This is a genomic window from Nitrobacter sp. (assembly GCF_051535215.1).
Taxonomy (GTDB): domain Bacteria; phylum Pseudomonadota; class Alphaproteobacteria; order Rhizobiales; family Xanthobacteraceae; genus Nitrobacter.
This window is the reverse complement of record NZ_JBPPLY010000001.1, coordinates 528,265-544,785: the sequence shown is the minus strand read 5'-3', so window position 1 is coordinate 544,785 and position 16,521 is coordinate 528,265. Positions and strand designations below refer to the sequence as shown.

Annotated in this window: 14 protein-coding genes; 9 read left to right on the top strand and 5 right to left on the bottom strand. The window is 63.6% G+C overall.

Annotated elements, in window-relative coordinates; genetic code table 11:
• Position 1: 1 nt before the first annotated feature.
• Complete coding sequence (locus ACS3WB_RS02590) at positions 2–1,210, bottom strand: efflux RND transporter periplasmic adaptor subunit (protein ID WP_438273989.1); 1,209 nt, start codon at positions 1,208–1,210, stop codon at positions 2–4.
• A 517-nt stretch (positions 1,211–1,727) separates the two neighbouring features.
• Between ACS3WB_RS02590 and ACS3WB_RS02585 the strand changes: the two genes are divergently transcribed.
• The 3 genes from ACS3WB_RS02585 to ACS3WB_RS02575 are packed head-to-tail and all read left to right on the top strand — an operon-like array spanning position 1,728 to position 4,342.
• Complete coding sequence (locus ACS3WB_RS02585) at positions 1,728–2,795, top strand: flagellar motor protein MotA (RefSeq protein WP_438273988.1); 1,068 nt, start codon at positions 1,728–1,730, stop codon at positions 2,793–2,795.
• 12 nt (positions 2,796–2,807) lie between these two features.
• On the top strand, positions 2,808–3,836 hold the full coding sequence (locus ACS3WB_RS02580) for a peptidoglycan -binding protein (RefSeq protein WP_438273987.1): 1,029 nt from the start codon (positions 2,808–2,810) through the stop codon (positions 3,834–3,836).
• Between the two features lie 44 nt (positions 3,837–3,880).
• Entirely contained in the window at positions 3,881–4,342 is a 462-nt protein-coding gene (locus tag ACS3WB_RS02575) for a GNAT family N-acetyltransferase (RefSeq protein WP_438273986.1), read from the top strand.
• A 166-nt stretch (positions 4,343–4,508) separates the two neighbouring features.
• Here ACS3WB_RS02575 and ACS3WB_RS02570 read toward each other — a convergent pair whose 3' ends face one another.
• Positions 4,509–6,287: an ABC transporter transmembrane domain-containing protein gene (locus tag ACS3WB_RS02570; RefSeq protein ID WP_438273985.1), complete on the bottom strand. Its 1,779-nt coding sequence runs from the start codon at positions 6,285–6,287 to the stop codon at positions 4,509–4,511.
• Positions 6,288–6,555: 268 nt separating this feature from the next.
• Between ACS3WB_RS02570 and rpmE the strand changes: the two genes are divergently transcribed.
• Positions 6,556–6,777, top strand: a complete 222-nt coding sequence (gene rpmE / locus ACS3WB_RS02565; RefSeq protein WP_438274028.1) for a 50S ribosomal protein L31 — start codon at positions 6,556–6,558, stop codon at positions 6,775–6,777.
• 273 nt (positions 6,778–7,050) lie between these two features.
• Here rpmE and rcdA read toward each other — a convergent pair whose 3' ends face one another.
• Positions 7,051–7,572 (bottom strand): protease adaptor protein RcdA, encoded by a 522-nt coding sequence (rcdA, locus tag ACS3WB_RS02560; RefSeq protein WP_438273984.1) that lies wholly within the window; start codon positions 7,570–7,572, stop codon positions 7,051–7,053.
• A 412-nt stretch (positions 7,573–7,984) separates the two neighbouring features.
• Entirely contained in the window at positions 7,985–8,176 is a 192-nt protein-coding gene (locus ACS3WB_RS02555; protein WP_438273983.1) for a DUF1192 domain-containing protein, read from the bottom strand.
• Positions 8,177–8,301: 125 nt separating this feature from the next.
• On the opposite strand from ACS3WB_RS02555, the gene ACS3WB_RS02550 reads away from it, so the two are divergent.
• From ACS3WB_RS02550 to ACS3WB_RS02540, 3 genes are all read left to right on the top strand, one after another.
• A complete protein-coding gene (locus ACS3WB_RS02550; protein ID WP_438273982.1) occupies positions 8,302–9,300 on the top strand; it encodes an NAD(P)H-quinone oxidoreductase in 999 nt (332 codons plus the stop codon).
• 324 nt (positions 9,301–9,624) lie between these two features.
• Positions 9,625–12,501 carry an EAL domain-containing protein gene (locus ACS3WB_RS02545; protein WP_438273981.1) on the top strand — a complete coding sequence of 959 codons (2,877 nt, stop codon included), beginning with the start codon at positions 9,625–9,627 and terminating at the stop codon, positions 12,499–12,501.
• A gap of 67 nt (positions 12,502–12,568) precedes the next feature.
• On the top strand, positions 12,569–13,096 hold the full coding sequence (locus ACS3WB_RS02540) for a DUF6886 family protein (RefSeq protein ID WP_438273980.1): 528 nt from the start codon (positions 12,569–12,571) through the stop codon (positions 13,094–13,096).
• A 190-nt stretch (positions 13,097–13,286) separates the two neighbouring features.
• Here ACS3WB_RS02540 and ACS3WB_RS02535 read toward each other — a convergent pair whose 3' ends face one another.
• Positions 13,287–13,937 carry a YqgE/AlgH family protein gene (locus ACS3WB_RS02535; RefSeq protein WP_438273979.1) on the bottom strand — a complete coding sequence of 217 codons (651 nt, stop codon included), beginning with the start codon at positions 13,935–13,937 and terminating at the stop codon, positions 13,287–13,289.
• A 136-nt stretch (positions 13,938–14,073) separates the two neighbouring features.
• Between ACS3WB_RS02535 and ACS3WB_RS02530 the strand changes: the two genes are divergently transcribed.
• Positions 14,074–14,916: a protein-disulfide reductase DsbD domain-containing protein gene (locus ACS3WB_RS02530; protein WP_438273978.1), complete on the top strand. Its 843-nt coding sequence runs from the start codon at positions 14,074–14,076 to the stop codon at positions 14,914–14,916.
• A gap of 227 nt (positions 14,917–15,143) precedes the next feature.
• Positions 15,144–16,517 (top strand): flippase, encoded by a 1,374-nt coding sequence (locus tag ACS3WB_RS02525; protein WP_438273977.1) that lies wholly within the window; start codon positions 15,144–15,146, stop codon positions 16,515–16,517.
• The last annotated feature ends 4 nt before the right edge of the window (positions 16,518–16,521 follow it).

The window sequence follows — 16,521 nt, the reverse complement described above, 5'->3', positions numbered from 1 at the left end:
GTTACCGCTGCGCGGCCGTCGTCTCGTCAGGCGCCGCTCCGTTCTGTGCCGAAGCCTCGGCATCCGCCCACATCACGGCGTTAACCTTGTCGCCGGCCGTGAACTTCTGGAACCCCTCGACGACGACGCGATCGCCGGCCTTGAGGCCCTGGCTGACCATCGACTGGCCGTAATGGACGGACGCCGTCCGAATCGGCCGCACGATCACGCGGCCATCGTCCTTGACGACAAAAACCTCGCTGCCGCCGGCGGAATCGCGCTGCACCGCCTGCTGCGGAACTGCAATCGCATCGCTGTCGACGCCCTGCTCCAGCAGCACGCGGACATACATGCCCGGCAGCAATTCTCGCTTCGGATTCGGAAACTCGCCGCGCAGCGTCACCTGGCCGGTCGAGGCATCGACCTTGGCTTCTGAAAACAGGAATTTTCCCGGCAGCGGGTAAAGCGCGCCGTCGTCGAGCACGAGGCGGACTTTCGCCGCGCCCGGCGCGATGCGCTCCAGATCGCCGCTCTCGAACGCCCGGCGCAGACTGTTGAGGTCGCTCACCGACTGGGTGAAGTCGGCATAGATGGTGTCGAGCTGCTGCACCGTCGCGAGGCTGGCGGTGTCGTTCTGAACCACAAGCGCACCCTCTGTGACCTGGGCAGCGCCGACCACGCCGTCGATCGGCGCGCGGATCGTTGTGTAATCGAGGTGGAGCCGCGCGCGCGCGACGTCGGCCTTGCGGGCGGCGACATCGGCCTCCGCCTGACGCAGGGCGGCGATCGCCTTCTCGTTTTCGACCTCGGAAGTCGCGTGACGCGCCGTCAGTTGTTCGATGCGCTTGGCCTGCAGCGATGCCTGCTCGAATATCGCGTTTGCCTTCGCCAGCGCCGCTTCCGCAGCCTGCAATTCGACCTCGAACGGCTTGGAATCGATCTGATACAGCGGATCGCCGGCCTTGACCTCGCTGCCCTGCTTGAACAGCCGCTCGGTGATGATGCCGGAGACGCGCGGGCGCACTTCGGCGACGCGCATCGGCGCGATGCGCCCTGGCAGCTCGCGCACCATCGCGTGCGGCTTGGGAACCACGGTGACAACGCTGACTTCGGGGGTGATCGCGCTGATCGAAGCTTCTGCCGTGACTGGCTCGTCGCAACCGCCGAGGAGCGGTGACAATCCGGCGATCAGAAGAGCGACGGACGTCAGTCGTGGATTAAATCCTGGCATTAACCTGGAGACCCCGTGATGCGGAAAGGTCGAGCACAGATTCTCGTCCCGCGAAGCCTGATGCCTCGCAGAGTCCGACACGAATCCGTGCACTTTCCGGTTACTCCAGATTAGTCGACAGACACTGCGGCGCAATACATTGCGGCGGCGGCGCAATGTCACACAAAGCTACCTCGCTGACCTCACGCCGGTTTTCCCGATTCACACAGTCGTGAGCCGGGTTCCATGCAGATCGAAGGAAAAAAGTAAGCAGATGCGAGGACGCGACATGCGGCGTTGCGCCGCGGACTGTGACGCGCAACTGCAGCGATGCCGGCGCGAAGCAAGCGCGGGCCTGGAGACGCCCCGCCTTTTCGGAGCCAACTGTCGGCAGCGGGAGAAGCCACGGCGCTTTGCGCAAATGCCGCGACGACATGACAAAACCAGTGGATCAGCTATTTTTTGCCTGCGACACCGTGGCATAATGCGGCATGTCTTGAGTCTCGGCCTCTCTCCTCACGGGTAAGCAAGCTCACTCATGGCGCAAGGCACGACCACAGGCTCCGCACGGGAGATCGAACTGACCAAGCTGCCGCAGCCCCGGATATTCCTGGTGCGCATGCTGGTGTTCATCGTGCTGTGCGCCCTGGTGGCGGTGATACTCTACAAGCAGATCGTTCTGGCTTTCTTCGCCAATCCCGGCCTCAACGCGCTGATCGCCGCCGTGCTCGCGATCGGAATCATCTTCGCGTTCCGGCAGGTGATCCGGCTTTTTCCCGAGATCGCCTGGGTCAACAATTTCCGCATCGCCAGCCCGGGCCGGGCAGGCCCCGACCGGCGACCACGGCTGCTGGCGCCGATGGCCGCGATTCTCGGAGGCGAACGAACCGGGCGGATGGCGATCTCGCAGCAGACCATGCGGCATCTGCTCGATTCGATCGCAACCCGGCTCGATGAAGCCCGCGACATCTCACGCTACATGACCGGCCTTCTGGTGTTCCTCGGCCTGCTCGGCACCTTCTGGGGCCTGATCGAAACCGTCGGCTCGGTCGGCAAGGTGATCGAGGGCCTGAAGGTCGGCGGCGACGCCGGGTCGCTGTTCGACACGCTGAAGGAAGGCCTCGCCGCGCCGCTTGGCGGCATGGGCATTTCGTTTTCGTCCTCGCTGTTCGGCCTCGCCGGATCGCTGATCCTCGGTTTCCTCGACCTGCAGTCCAGCCAGGCGCAGAACCGCTTCTATACCGACCTCGAAGACTGGCTCGCCACCACCGTTCGCGAATATGACGCCGAGACGCGCGCCGATCCGTCGGCCGAGATCAAGACCGCGATCGAGGGACTTCGCGCCAGTCTCGAGCAGGCGCGGCCCGGCCCGGACACGACCGCCGCGATGGCAAGCCTCGCGGAAGCCATTCAGGGGCTGGTCACCCATATGCGGACCGAACAGCAGATGATCCGCGAATGGGCCGACGAACAAGGCGAGCAGAACCGCGAGATCAAGAAGCTGCTGGAGTTTCTCGCGCAGCCGCCGGAAGAAGAGCTGACCGTACCTCTGCCACCGGCGGCCGCTTCACGGCCCGCATCCCCTGCGGCCGGGGGAGAAGCCTGAGAGTCAGGAAAGATGGCCCTTGCGCGCGCCCGCAGAAACGAAAGCGGCTTCAACTACTGGCCGGGATTCGTCGACGCCCTCTCGACGCTGGTGCTCGCGATCGTGTTCCTGTTGTCGGTGTTTCTGGTCGTGCAGTTTTTCCTGTCGCAGGAAGTGTCCGGCAAGGACAAGGCACTCGACCAGCTCAATTCCAAGATCGCAGAGTTGACCGATCTGCTGTCGCTGGAAAAATCGGGCAAAGTCAGCCTCGATTACGAGGTCAGCCAGTTGCGCGCGGGTCTCGCATCGGCGGAGGCCGAGCGCGACCGCATCAAGGGTCTTTATGACGGCCTCGCCGGCGCCGGCAACAACGCCGCCGGCCGCAACACCCAACTGAACAAGGCGCTGGAATCCGAGAAACAGATTTCGGCCCGCGCGCTGGCTCAGGTCGAGGTGCTCACCCAGCAGATCGGCGCGATGCGCCGGCAACTGGCGGCGCTGGAAGACGCGCTCGACGCATCCGAGAAGAAAGACAAGGAATCCCAGAATCGCATCGCCGATCTCGGACAGCGGCTGAACGTCGCACTGGCGAAGCGGGTGCAGGAGTTGTCGCGCTATCGTTCGGAATTCTTCGGGCAACTCCGCGCCATTCTCGGCAACCGGCCTGATATCCGGGTCGTCGGCGACCGCTTTGTCTTCCAGTCCGAAGTTTTCTTCGATACCGGGCAGGCGGTGCTGCTGCCGGAAGGCAAAGCCGAACTCGACAAGGTGGCCGGCGCGCTGGCCGATCTCGACAAGCAGATCCCGAGCGACATCGCCTGGGTGCTTCGGGTCGACGGCCATACCGACGTCCGGCCGATCAACAGCCCTGTCTTCAAGTCGAACTGGGACTTGTCGTCCGCGCGCGCGATTTCGGTGGTGCAGTATCTGATCTCACGCGGCGTGCCGCCGCAGCGCCTGGTCGCGGCAGGCTTCGGCGAATTCCAGCCGCTCGATGCCGGCACCACGGAAGATGCCTACAAACGCAACCGCCGCATCGAACTGAAGCTGACAGAGCGGTGAGGGCATGATCCCCAAGAGTGGACTTCCGGTTTTCGGGTAGGATCATGCCCAACCAAGTGACCCATGCGTTCGAACTCCGCCCATACGTGCCCGCTGACGAAGACGCCGCCATCGCGCTCTGGCAGGCGACGTGGCAGCAAGCCTATCCCGCGATCGACTTCGCTGCGCGCGTGCCGTGGTGGCGCGAACGCTGGCGCAACGAACTGGCGCCGAATGCTGCGATCATCGTCGCCGAACGAGCCGGCGAACTTGTCGGCTTCGTCACCATCGACACGGGAGGCTATCTCGACCAGCTCGTGGTCGACCCCGCGCATTGGGGGAGCGATATCGCAAACGCGCTGATGAACGAGGCGAAACGGCTGTCGCCCGCGGGCATCACGCTGTTGGTCAACACCGACAACGTGCGCGCCATCCGATTCTACGCGCGCAACGGGTTCGCGCATGCGGGCGACGACGTCAATCCGACGTCGGGGCGGCCGGTGAAGAAGATGGTGTGGAAGGCGTGACTGCTTTCTCACCTTCCCAGCGGAAAGCGGGTTCCGGACGCGGTGCAGCGTTTTGACGCTGGCTCCGCGAGGCACGAACCGTCTCAACCGGCGGCTCTTGTAACGGCCCCGGATCAGCCGGCGCGCCGATCGTGCTGCGCGGCGTCAGGAAAGCACAAGAGACCGTCTACACCCCCTCGAACTGCAGCCGCGCCAGCCGCGCGTACAGTCCGTTGGCGGCGACCAGCGAAGCATGCGTGCCCTGCTCCACGATCCGACCCTTATCCATGACCATGATGCGGTCGCAGGAAAGCACGGTGGCGAGCCGATGCGCGATCACCAGCGTGGTGCGATGCTTCATCAGTTCTTCCAGCGCGGTCTGAACCAGCGTCTCGGATTCGGCGTCGAGCGAGGAGGTCGCTTCATCGAGCAGCAGCAGCGGCGCATCGCGCAGGATCGCGCGGGCGATGGCGATGCGCTGGCGCTGTCCGCCGGATAGCGTCACGCCGCGCTCGCCGAGCATGGCGTCGAAGCCGCCGGGCAGCCGGCGGATGAACTCGGTCGCATGAGCGAGATCGGCCGCGCGCTCGACATCGGCGTCGGACGCATCCGGCCGGCCGAAACGGATGTTTTCGCGGGCGGATGCCGCGAACACCACCGAATCCTGCGGCACCAGCGCGATGCGCTCGCGAATTTCGCGCGGATCGGCGGAGCGCAGCGGAACGCCGTCGAAGGAAATGGTGCCGGAGGCCGGATCGTAGAACCGCAGCAGCAGGTGAAACAGCGTGCTCTTCCCCGCGCCGGACGGGCCGACGATGGCAACCTTCTCGCCGGGCTTCACCGCCAGCGAGACGCCGTCGAGCACCTTGACCTGCGGGCGCGACGGATAGGCGAAGCTGACATTGTCCAGCGCGACATCGCCACGCGACGGCGTCGGCAGCGCGCGCGGCGACGGGGGCGCTGCGATCACCGGCTTGACACGAAGCAGTTCGAACAGACGCTCGGCCGCGCCGGACGCCGCGGCGACCTCGCCCCAGACTTCGCTCAACTGACCGAGACCGGTCGCGGCAAAGGCGGCATAGAGCACGAACTGGCCGAGCCGGCCCGGCGTCATGTCGCCGCTCAGCACGTCGCGAGAGCCGATCCACAGGATCAGGACCACGCTGGTGAAGACGATGAAGATGATGATCGCGGTGAGCACGGCGCGGGCGCGCGCCGAATTGCGCGCCGCCGTGTAGGCATGCTCGACCTCGGTCCCGAAACGAGTGTCGGCGAGCCGCTCGTTGGTGTAGGCCTGCACCGTCCTGATCGCACCGACCAGTTCGGAGGCATAGGCCGTCGCGTCGGCAAGGTTGTCCTGCGCGCTCCGCGACAGCCGCCGTACCCAGCGTCCGAATGCGACCAGCGGCAGCACGATCAGCGGGATCGCTGCCAGCACCAGACCGGAAAGGCGCGGGCTGGTGATGACCATCATCGAGGCAGCGCCGACGAACAGCACCACATTGCGCAGCGCGACCGATATCGAGGAGCCGACGGCGGACTTGATCTGGGTGGTATCGGCGGTCAGCCGCGAGATCAGCTCGCCGCTGCGGGCGGTATCGAAGAACACCGGCGACAGCGACATCAGATGGGCAAACACGTCGCGCCGGAGATCGGCGACGATGCGCTCGCCGGTCGTCGTCACAAGAAAATAACGCGCCGCGCTGGCGCCGGCGAGCACGGCGACGACGCCGATCATCATGCTGAAATAGCTGTTGATCATCGCGACGCCTTCGGAGGTGAAACCGAAGTCGATGATCCGGCGCACCGCAAGCGGCACCACCAGCGTCGTCAGGGCTGCGACTACCAGCGCCACCAGTGCGAGCAGCGCCCGTCCGCGATAGCGGGCGATATAGGGCATGAGCGCGAGCAGCGGTCGCAGCCGCGCACCGCGAGCGCCGGAGGACGGCGGCGTCTGACCGGTCATTGCGGGTTCGGGCGCCCCGAGCTCCTGCTTCGGGGACCCGTCGGCAATCGGCGAACCATTGAGCGGCAGCGCAATGGCCTGGGATTTCAAGGTATTCTCACGCACTTGGACCGAACTCATCCGCCTGACCATGATATTGCTGACCGAGCACGTAATAGGCCCCCCGGCGCGCGCTGGCAAATGCGCAAGCGCGCTTGTCCGTCAAACCTTGGTGCGATATAGAGCGGGCCAAATCCGCCCAAAACCTTCCGCGCTGCAAGGACATGCCATGAAAGCCGAAATTCATCCGGATTATCATACAATTAAGGTCGTGATGACCGACGGCACGGAGTATCTGACCCGTTCCACCTGGGGCAAGGACGGCGATACGCTGAACCTCGACATCGATTCGAAGTCACATCCGGCCTGGACCGGCGGCTCCCAGCAAATTCTCGATCGTGGCGGCCGCGTCTCCCGGTTCCAGAAAAAGTTCTCGGGCTTCCTTAAATAAGGGATCGTCGCATCCTGGTTTTTCGAACTCCTTAGAGCCTCGCTTTCTGATGAAATCGGAAGCGAGGCTCTAGGATTTTGATTTGACGCGTTTTGTTGACGCGAGCCGGTATTCACTTCGTTCGAAAACGTTATAGCGGAAGCGTTTGCGAGGCGGTCCATACCTGCATCGACGTCGGCCCCATCGGGAAGCGACACACCAGGTCTTTATCTATAAGGCTTGATCTACGGGCATGATTTGACGACATGCCGTCGCTCGACACACGGCGGCACCTCAGCCGGTCTGGCGCTCGAAGGCTTCCCTAAGACGGTTGAGGTGCGGCACCAGCGGATTGCCGGCTGGCTCCTGTTCGACGGTCGGCGCGTGAATGGTGGTGTCGAGGCGGCGCACCCGCGCCTGCAGATTCATCGACCGCGCGATCAGGTCCTGTAACTGCGCCGGCAATTTCTCCACCATGTCCTGCGGACCGGGATCCGCCGCCGTCAGCTTGACCCTGGTCTTTTCGCGATTGGCCTGCGCCAGCGTCATCTCACCTTCCTTCACGGCGCGATGCAGCAGAAGCCATGACGCAAGCTGCATCAGCCGCGTGGTCAGCCGCATGCTTTCGGTCGCGTAGGTCAGGCTGACCGAACGCTCCAGCGCCTTCGCCTCCGTGCGGCCGTCGCCGTCGAGATAGGCAGCGGTTTCCTCGACCAGGTCCATGCCTTCCCGGAACAGGCCGGTGAACGCCGAAGACCCGGCGAGACGTTCGCCGAACTGGATGGGACCGGTATCGCCCGCCGATGGATCCGACATGGTTGACGCCTCACGCAACTGAAAACCCCCGTCCGTCGGCTTTCTTGCGAGCCGGCTTATGATGAACAAATCATTGCTCGCCGGACGGCGGGAGTCCAGCGGAGGTCTTCGCAAAGGTTAACGAGGGTTAAGAGTTGCAGGAGGGCGCGGGAGCGGTTCCGAGCGCGGAACCCGGCTGATGCGATGCGCAAGTGACGCAAGACAAAGATGACGCCAGACAAAAAAGAGCCGCCGTTTCCGGCGGCTTTGAAGTTGATAACAGGGAGGCGTCAAACAGAGTGGACAGGAAGCCACTCGATGTCCAATGAAGGACATTCCAGTCATAGTCGAGAAAGCTTAACTAATCGTAAACGAACGAATTTCTTCAGCATTCGTTTGCAATTTGGGCAAGGCGACCCGGCTCTCTCTAAGCTCAGGACTTGAAGAAACGGTCTGCCGCGTCCTTCGAGGCGCGCTTTTTCGTCTCCGCGGCGCGCAGGCGCTCGATCTCTGCCGTCAAGAGCGCGATGCGCTGGCCAAGTTCGTCCACCGAAAGCAGCGAGAGATCCTGTCCGATCTCGTGGGCAACCTTTTTCCTCGGCTTGTCGTCGTCCTCGCTCGCCATCAATCCCGCCCCGGGTAGTGATCCTTGATCTGATGTGTTTTCTTCACGCGCACGCGTCTACTTCGCTCGAAAACGCTATAGAGTGGTCAGACCTCATTAACTTTTCCGCTTTCCAAGGACAAACCATGGAAAAGCTGCCCGCGCAAATGACCGTCATCGGCATCAGCAAACCCGGCGGTCCGGAGGTCCTTGTGCCGGAAACCCGCCCGGTTCCCGTGCCGGACGCCGGCGAAATCCTGGTCCGGGTGGAGGTCGCCGGCGTCAACCGGCCGGATCTCATGCAGCGGACCGGCAGTTATCCGCCACCGCCCGGCGCCAGCGACCTGCCCGGCCTCGAAGTTGCCGGCGAGGTGGTCGCGGTTGGCGAGAGCGTCACCAGGTACAAACCCGGCGACAAGGTGATGTCGCTGGTCTCAGGCGGCGGTTACGCACAATTCTGCGTCGCCCATGAATCGATCGCGATGGCGATCCCGCCCGGGCTGTCGATGGTGGAAGCCGGCGCCACGCCGGAAACACTGATGACGGTGTGGCACAACGTGTTCGAGCGCGGCGCGCTGAAGGCCGGACAGACGCTGCTGGTCCATGGCGGTTCGTCGGGCATCGGCACCATGGCGATTCAGCTCGCAAAGGCGTTCGGCGCGAAGGTGATCGTGACCGTCGGGTCACAGGACAAGGCCGACGCCTGCCTCGCGCTCGGCGCCGACAACGCCATCAACTACAGGACACACGATTTCGTCGCGGAGGTGAAGGCGCTGACAGGCGGCGCCGGAGCCGATGTCATTCTCGACATGGTCGGCGGCGATTACATCGAGAAGAACTACGATGCCGCCGCGGTCGAGGGCCGCATCGTCCAGATCGCCTTTCTCCATGGTGCGAAAGCGACCGTCAATTTCGTCAAGCTGCTGATCAAGCGGCTGCACCATACCGGCTCCGCGCTGCGGCCGCGTTCGGTGGCCGACAAGGCCGCAATGGTCGGCGCCATCGAAGCCAAAGTGCTGCCGCTAATGCGCGAGGGACGAATCAAGCCGCTGATCGACAGCAGCTTCCCGCTCGAAAAAGCGGCGGACGCGCATCGGCGGATGGAGACCGGCTCACATATTGGCAAAATTGTGTTGACGGTTTAGAGGCGAAGGTCTGCGTTGAATCAAACTCCGCCTTAATCTTTTGGGTGGGGAGCATGATCTTATCCGAAATCGGTTTCCACCCCGGATCAAATCCCGGCCAGGCATTTCGGGACCATGCTCTAAAGCCTGTAATTTCGTCCGCAATTATGTCATCTATCTCGCGCGGCCGGCGGGTTCGGCGAAAGGCTGATGGCGGGTTCACGCGAATTCGCTTTCATTCTGTGACATACCGATTCTGTGACATGCAGATTCGCAGATTCGTCCGGATCGATCCGTATCGCGCGCACCGCGTCGGGAGTGTATGTTGAACGTGGGGAATTGACATTGCGTCCGATCAGTTGGCTTGCGTGGATCGCGTTGGCCCTCATGATTTTCGCCGCTGCGTCGCCGGCACGCGCGATTGACGCCGTCAGCGTCCGCAGCGACGCGCCCGCCATCGACCTCACCGCCATCCTCGACCATCAGCACAGCGATAGCGACCGCATTCAGGTTTCGACCGCGCCGGGCACCGACGGCATCGTCCGCCGCGTCGAGGTGCGCGCACGCGAAGGCGGCCAGAACTGGGTGGTGTTCGCGCTCGCCAACAACACCGACGATCAGCTCGACCGCCTGATCGTCGCTCCGCATTATCGTCTGGTGTCTTCGGGACTGCTCTGGCCGGATCTCGGGCAATCGCGCATTGCGACCATCACGCCATCGACCGGAGACCGTCCCGAGCGGCAGGAGAGCGCCACGGCCGACGTCTTCCGCATCACCCTCGATCCCGGCGCCGTGATCACCTTCGTCATGGAGATGCGCACCGACAACCTGCCGCAGCTTTATCTCTGGGAACCGGACGCCTACAAGGACAAGATCAACTCCTTCACGTTGTATCAGGGCATCGTCATCGGCATCTCGGGGCTGCTGGCGCTGGTGCTGACCATCCTGTTCGTGGTCAAGGGCAGCATCATGTTCCCCGCCGCTGCGGCGCTTGCCTGGGCGGTGCTGGTCTATATCGGCGTCGACTTCGGCTTCTGGGGCAAGGTGCTGGACATGTCGGCCGGCGCCGAGCGGGTCTGGCGCGCCGCGGGCGAGGCCATTCTCGCGGCGACGCTGCTGGTGTTCCTGTTCGCCTATCTCAATCTCAACCGCTGGCACGTGCGCTACTCGCACATCACGCTGGGCTGGCTCGCCTTCCTCGGCTCGCTGGTGGGCCTTGCGCTGTTCGATCCCGCGGTCGCCTCCGGCATCGCGCGGATCTCGCTGGCGTTGATCGCCGTGTTCGGCTTCGGGCTGATCGTCTACCTCTCGACGCACGGCTTCGATCGCGCGGTTTTGCTGATTCCGACCTGGTTCCTGCTGGTGGTGTGGGTCGGGGCCGCCGGCATGACCATCGAAGGCAGGGTGACCAACGACATTGTCGGCCCGGCTTTGCTCGGCGGCCTCGTGCTGATCGTGATGCTGATCGGTTTCACGGTGATGCAGCACGCGTTCGCGGGCGGCGGCGCAGCCGCAGGCGTGGTCTCCGACGTCGAGCGCCGCGCGCTGGCGCTGACCGGCTCCGGCGATCTGGTCTGGGACTGGGATGTCTCCGCCGACAAGGTCTTCACCAGTCCCGAAACCGAAAGCCTGCTCGGCCTGAAACGCGGCGCGCTCGAAGGACCGGCGGCGACCTGGCTGGAGGTGCTGCATCCGCTTGACCAGGACCGGTTTCGCGCGGCGCTGGACAGTGTGCTCGATCAACGCCGCGGCAGGCTGGTGCAGGACTTCCGGCTGCGCACGCCCGACGGCCATTTCATGTGGTTCGCGCTGAAGGCGCGGCCGGTGGTCGGCTCCGATGGCGAGGTCTCGCGCGTGGTCGGCACCCTCACCGACGTCACCGAGACCAGGAAAGCCGAAGAGCGGATGCTGCACGACTCGGTGCACGACAATCTGACCGGCCTGCCCAACCGCAAACTGTTCATCGACCGCCTCAACGCGGTCGCGACCTTCGCCAAGACCATGCCCAGCCTGCGGCCGACCTTGATGGTGATCGATCTCGACCGCTTCAAGCAGGTCAACGATTCCGTCGGCGTCGCGGTCGGAGATTCGATCCTGCTGACGCTGGCGCGGCGACTCACGCGCGTCCTGAAACCGCAGGACACGCTGGCACGGCTTGCCGGCGATCAGTTCGGCCTTATCCTGATGTCGGAGCAGGATCCGCCGCGCATCACCGCCTTCGCGGAAACCATGCGCAAGGCGATCCGCGCGCCGATCGCCTTCAACGACAGGGAGATCTTCCTGACCGCCTCGATCGGCGTCGCGCTGAGCGACCCGCAGACGCAATTGACGGAGGAGATCATCAAGGACGCCGAACTGGCGATGTACCATTCCAAACGTATCGGCGGCGACCGCATCGATATCTACAAGCCGGCAATGCGCGCCCGGAAAAACGACCGCCTGACACTGGAAGGCGAACTGCGGCGCGCCCTGGAGCGGCGCGAGATCGCGATCCTTTACCAGCCGATCATCCGCCTGGAGGATCGCTCGACCGCCGGATTCGAAGCGCTGGCGCGCTGGGATCATCCCAAGCTCGGGCGGATGGCGCCGGACGAGTTCATCACCATCGCCGAGGAAGCCGGCCTGATCGTCGACCTCGGCACGTTCGTGATGGACCAGACCGCGCGCCAGCTCGCGATCTGGCAGCGCGCCATGCGATCGCGAGCGCCGATCTTCGCCAGCGTCAACGTTTCATCGCGCCAACTGCTGCGGCACGATCTGATCCAGGACGTCCGCTCCGTATTGTCGCGCTCGTCGATCGCGCGCGGCACGCTGAAGCTGGAGCTGACGGAATCGCTGGTGATGGAGAACCCGGAACACGCCGCACAGATGCTGCAGCGGATACGCGAACTCGGCGTCGCCCTCGCGCTCGACGACTTCGGCACCGGCCATTCCTCGCTGTCCTATCTGCAGCGCTTCCCGTTCGACACCATCAAGATCGATCAGTCCTTCGTCCGCACCACCAGCCGCGGCACCCGGCCGGTCATTCTCAAGTCGATCATCGCGCTCGCTCACGATCTTGGCATGGATGTGGTCGCCGAAGGCGCCGAGACCGATTCCGATGCGGTGGAACTCTATCAACTGGGCTGCGAATACGCGCAAGGCTTCGCCTTCGGCGAGCCGATGGACGCCGATGCCACCATGCGCCTCCTGGCCCAGGAGCGGCTCGAGGCGGCGAGTTGAAGCATGACGAAGCGGGGTTTTGAAGCAAAGTCTCCGCGCTGGCCGGACAGATTGAGTATTAGCCAACGTGCGGCTGTTTCACTTCAGCGATGATCCCGCCATAGCCAGCTTCATGCCGCGCTCAGTGATGGTGCCGTCTCAACGCGCGCCCGGCATGGGATGGCTGAATGCTCCCTTGGTGTGGGCCATCGAGGAGCGGGTGGATTTTATTTACCTGTTCCCCCGCGACTGCCCGCGCGTCCTGATATGGGCAACCGAACAAACAAACGATGCCGACAGGACGGAATGGCTAGGCAGGTATCGCGCAGCCGCTTACGTCGAACGTGAACGGCTTCCCGATCTCGCGAACGCCACGATACATCGCTACGATCTACCCACCGATAGCTTTGAGAATTTGCACGATGCAGGCATGTGGGTTAGCCGGGTGGCAGTGAAGCCGCTAGGTTGCGACACCCTTCTCAATTTGCCGTCAGCCTTCGCCCCCCGGGGCGTGGACCTGCGTGTGGTCGATAGCCTGCTTCCCTTGAAACCTCTTTGGGAAACGACTCTTCACACCAGCGGAATCAGGCTGCGCAATGCGAAGGGGTGGGCCTAGATAGTGATCTTGTCGCGCAACTCGGGATTTTCGCGACACATTGGGCTATAGTTAGTGAACGACTTGGCCCGTGCCCTCCTCCCTCCCATCGCCGGTTCGGCAGCGCAGCGCTTGATCGCACTCCCTCATTATGCCCAAATCAAGTCAGCGCATAATGATGCCACTGTCATGGAAACAGAAAACCGCTCGCTCAGGCGTGGCCGGCTTCGTTCGATAACATGCCGGGATCGATGCCGATCTTGTGCAGCGCGCGGGCATACTTGTCCTCGACGTCGCGCCCGAAGATCAGGTCCGGATCAGCCGGACAATGCAGCCATCCATTGTCCTGGATTTCCGTCTCGAGCTGGCCCGGCGCCCAGCCGGCATAACCGAGCGCCAGGATCGCGTGTTTCGGTCCGGCGCCCTTCGCAATGGCTTCGAGGATGTCGAGCGTCGCGGTCAGGCAGATGCCCTCGTCGATCGGCAGCGTCGCATCCTCGATGAAGAAATCGCTTGAATGCAGGACGAAGCCGCGGCCGGTTTCGACCGGGCCGCCCTTCATCACTTTCATCGCCTCGGCGGTTTCCGGCAGCTTGATTTGATCGGACCTCTTGATGATATCGAGTTGCACCAGCAGATCGGTGAAATCGAGACTTCCGGCGGGCCGATTCAGGATGATGCCCATCGCTCCCTCGGACGAGTGCGCGCAAACGTAGATCACGGAACGCGCGAACCGCTCATCTTCCATGACCGGCATCGCGATCAGCAACTGGCCGTCCAGATAGCTTCGGTCCGCGTCGTCGGCGTCCCTTTCGTCCGCCCGACGCCGATTCCTGCCGGGTTTTTTTCGCGCTGGATCCATCGGCAATGACCCTCATGTTGCCCTCACATCCTGATATTGGACGTTTGTTCTGTCAATCAACCTCCCCGCCCCGGCCAAACAGCGGATCACAAGCATTTCAATGGTTTGGGGCAGCACCTGCCTGTAAGGACGTCGGATGATCACCAAGGCTCCCCTCGATGCGAGGTCCGGTATTGCGGTCGCGTTGCTGGCTGTCGCGTTTTCGGCCCCTGCGACGGCACAGGACGCCTCGCCCTGGCAGCAGGGCAGCCACTCCGCGGTCCGCCTTCTCGCCGGCTCGCGAAGCGGGGCGGTGCTGCTCGGCGGCGTCGCGTTTCAGCTTGAGCCGGGTTGGAAAACCTACTGGCGCACGCCGGGCGATTCGGGGGTGCCGCCGCGTTTCGATTTCTCCAGGTCGGACAATGTCGACGCCGTGACCGTGCTGTGGCCGGCGCCCTCGAAATTTCCGGACGGCGCGGGCGGACACTCGCTCGGTTACCACGATCAGGTCGTGCTGCCGCTGCGCATCGCCGCCAAAAATGCCGACAAGCCGATCACGCTCCGCGCGACCGTCACCTACGCGGTCTGCGCCAAGCTATGCGTTCCCGTCGAGGCAAGCATCGAGCTTCCTTTCGTCAGCGTCGCCAGCACGGAGGACAGCGCGCTGGCGGCCGCCCTCGATACGGTGCCGAAGCCGGCCCGGATCGGCGATCCCAACCCGCTGACGATCCGTGACGTCAAGCGCAAGGGAGAATCAGCCGTGACCGTCGATGTCGTGACCGCCAATCCCAAGGATGACGTCGACCTGTTCGTCGAAGGACCGACACCGGATTGGGCGCTGCCGATTCCGACGCGGCTCAATCGCGCGCCGCGCGGCGTGAAACGGTTTTCTTTCAACCTCGAGGGTCTGCCGCCGGACACAAAGCCGGAAGGTGCCGCGCTGAAACTGACTCTGGTGGGCGGCAAGCAGGCCTACGAGTTCAATATCAACCTCGATTGACGAAATCTTCGCCGGCATCGGGTTTGACCAGAGCCTTGCCGCTTCTGATCGAATCAGAAGCGCCATGTTCTTTGAGCACCTTCTTCACGTGGACCGGGAATCTATCCTCAGATCAAACCTGAGGGGCATGCTTCGCCCGAAAGCCTTATGGGTGCTCTGCCCAACTGAATCTTAACGAATCGTTGCTAACCGGATCGTGGCGCGCTTCGCCTCACGAGGATTTTGCCGTGGCCGTAACGGACACTCCATCCGAACCCGCGAGGCAATCGCCCGGCATGGTCGGGCGGTTGCGCGCGATGCTGAATGGATCAAACGAGGCATCGCTGACCAAGCGCCTCGCCGGCACGATCTTCATCATCCGGGTCATCAGCGCCGGGCTCGCCTATCTCGCGCAGATTCTTCTGGCGCGCTGGATGGGTGGATCCGACTATGGCGTCTATGTCTATGTCTGGACCTGGGTGCTGCTGCTCGGCAGCATGATGGATTTCGGCATCTCGGCCTCGGCGCAGAAGATCATTCCGGAATACCGCGCCAGCGGCGACGAAGCGCGGCTGCGCGGCTTCCTGAGCGGCAGCCGCTGGATGACGTTCATCGTCGCCGCGCTGATTTCGCTACTGCTCGCCGGCCTTGTGAGGATGCTGTCGCCGTGGATCGACGCGGCGACGGTCGTGCCGCTCTATATCGGCTGCCTGACGCTTCCCGCCTTCGTGGTCGCCAACACCCAGGACGGCATCGCGCGTTCGCACGACTGGATGCGGCTCGGACTGATGCCCCAATTCATCGTGCGGCAATCGCTGATCATCGGTTTCACCGCCGGTGCCTTCGCCCTCGGATTCCATCTCAGCGCCGCCATCGCCATGCTGGCCAGCACGGCGGCGGTATGGGTCGCCATGATCGGACAGATGATCGTGCTCAACCGCAGGCTCGGCACCGTCGTCACGGCAGGCCCGAAGCAGCACGATTTCCGCGGCTGGCTCGCGGTGTCGCTGCCGATCCTTCTGGTCGAAAGTTTCTACCTGCTGTTGTCGTATACCGACGTATTGGTGCTGCAGCAGTTCCGCTCCTCCGAGGAGGTCGGCGTCTACTTCGCCGTGGTCAAGACGCTGGCGCTGGTCTCGTTCATTCACTACGCGATGTCGGCGACGACCGCTCACCGCTTCACCGAATATCACGCGGCCGGCGACAGGGAGCGGCTGTCGGCCTACGTGACGCATGCGATCAAGTGGACATTCTGGCCATCGCTCGCCGCGACGCTGGTGCTGCTTGCATTCGGTAAGCCGATGCTGTGGCTGTTCGGACCGCAATTCGTCGCCGGCTACAGCATCATGTTTATCGCCGCGATCGGACTCGTGGTCCGATCTGCCATCGGTCCGGTCGAGCGGCTGCTCAACATGCTCGGCCATCAGCACGCTTGCGCGTCGGCTTACGCGCTGGCCTTCGGCATGAACGTTGTGCTGTGCTTCGCACTGGTGCCGCGCTACGGCGGCCACGGCGCCGCCGCCGCAACCTCGATGTCGCTCGCGTTCGAGACGGTGCTGCTGTTCTGGATCGTGCGTCGCAGACTGGGCCTGCACGTGCTGGCGTTCGGGAAGAAGAGATAGCGCG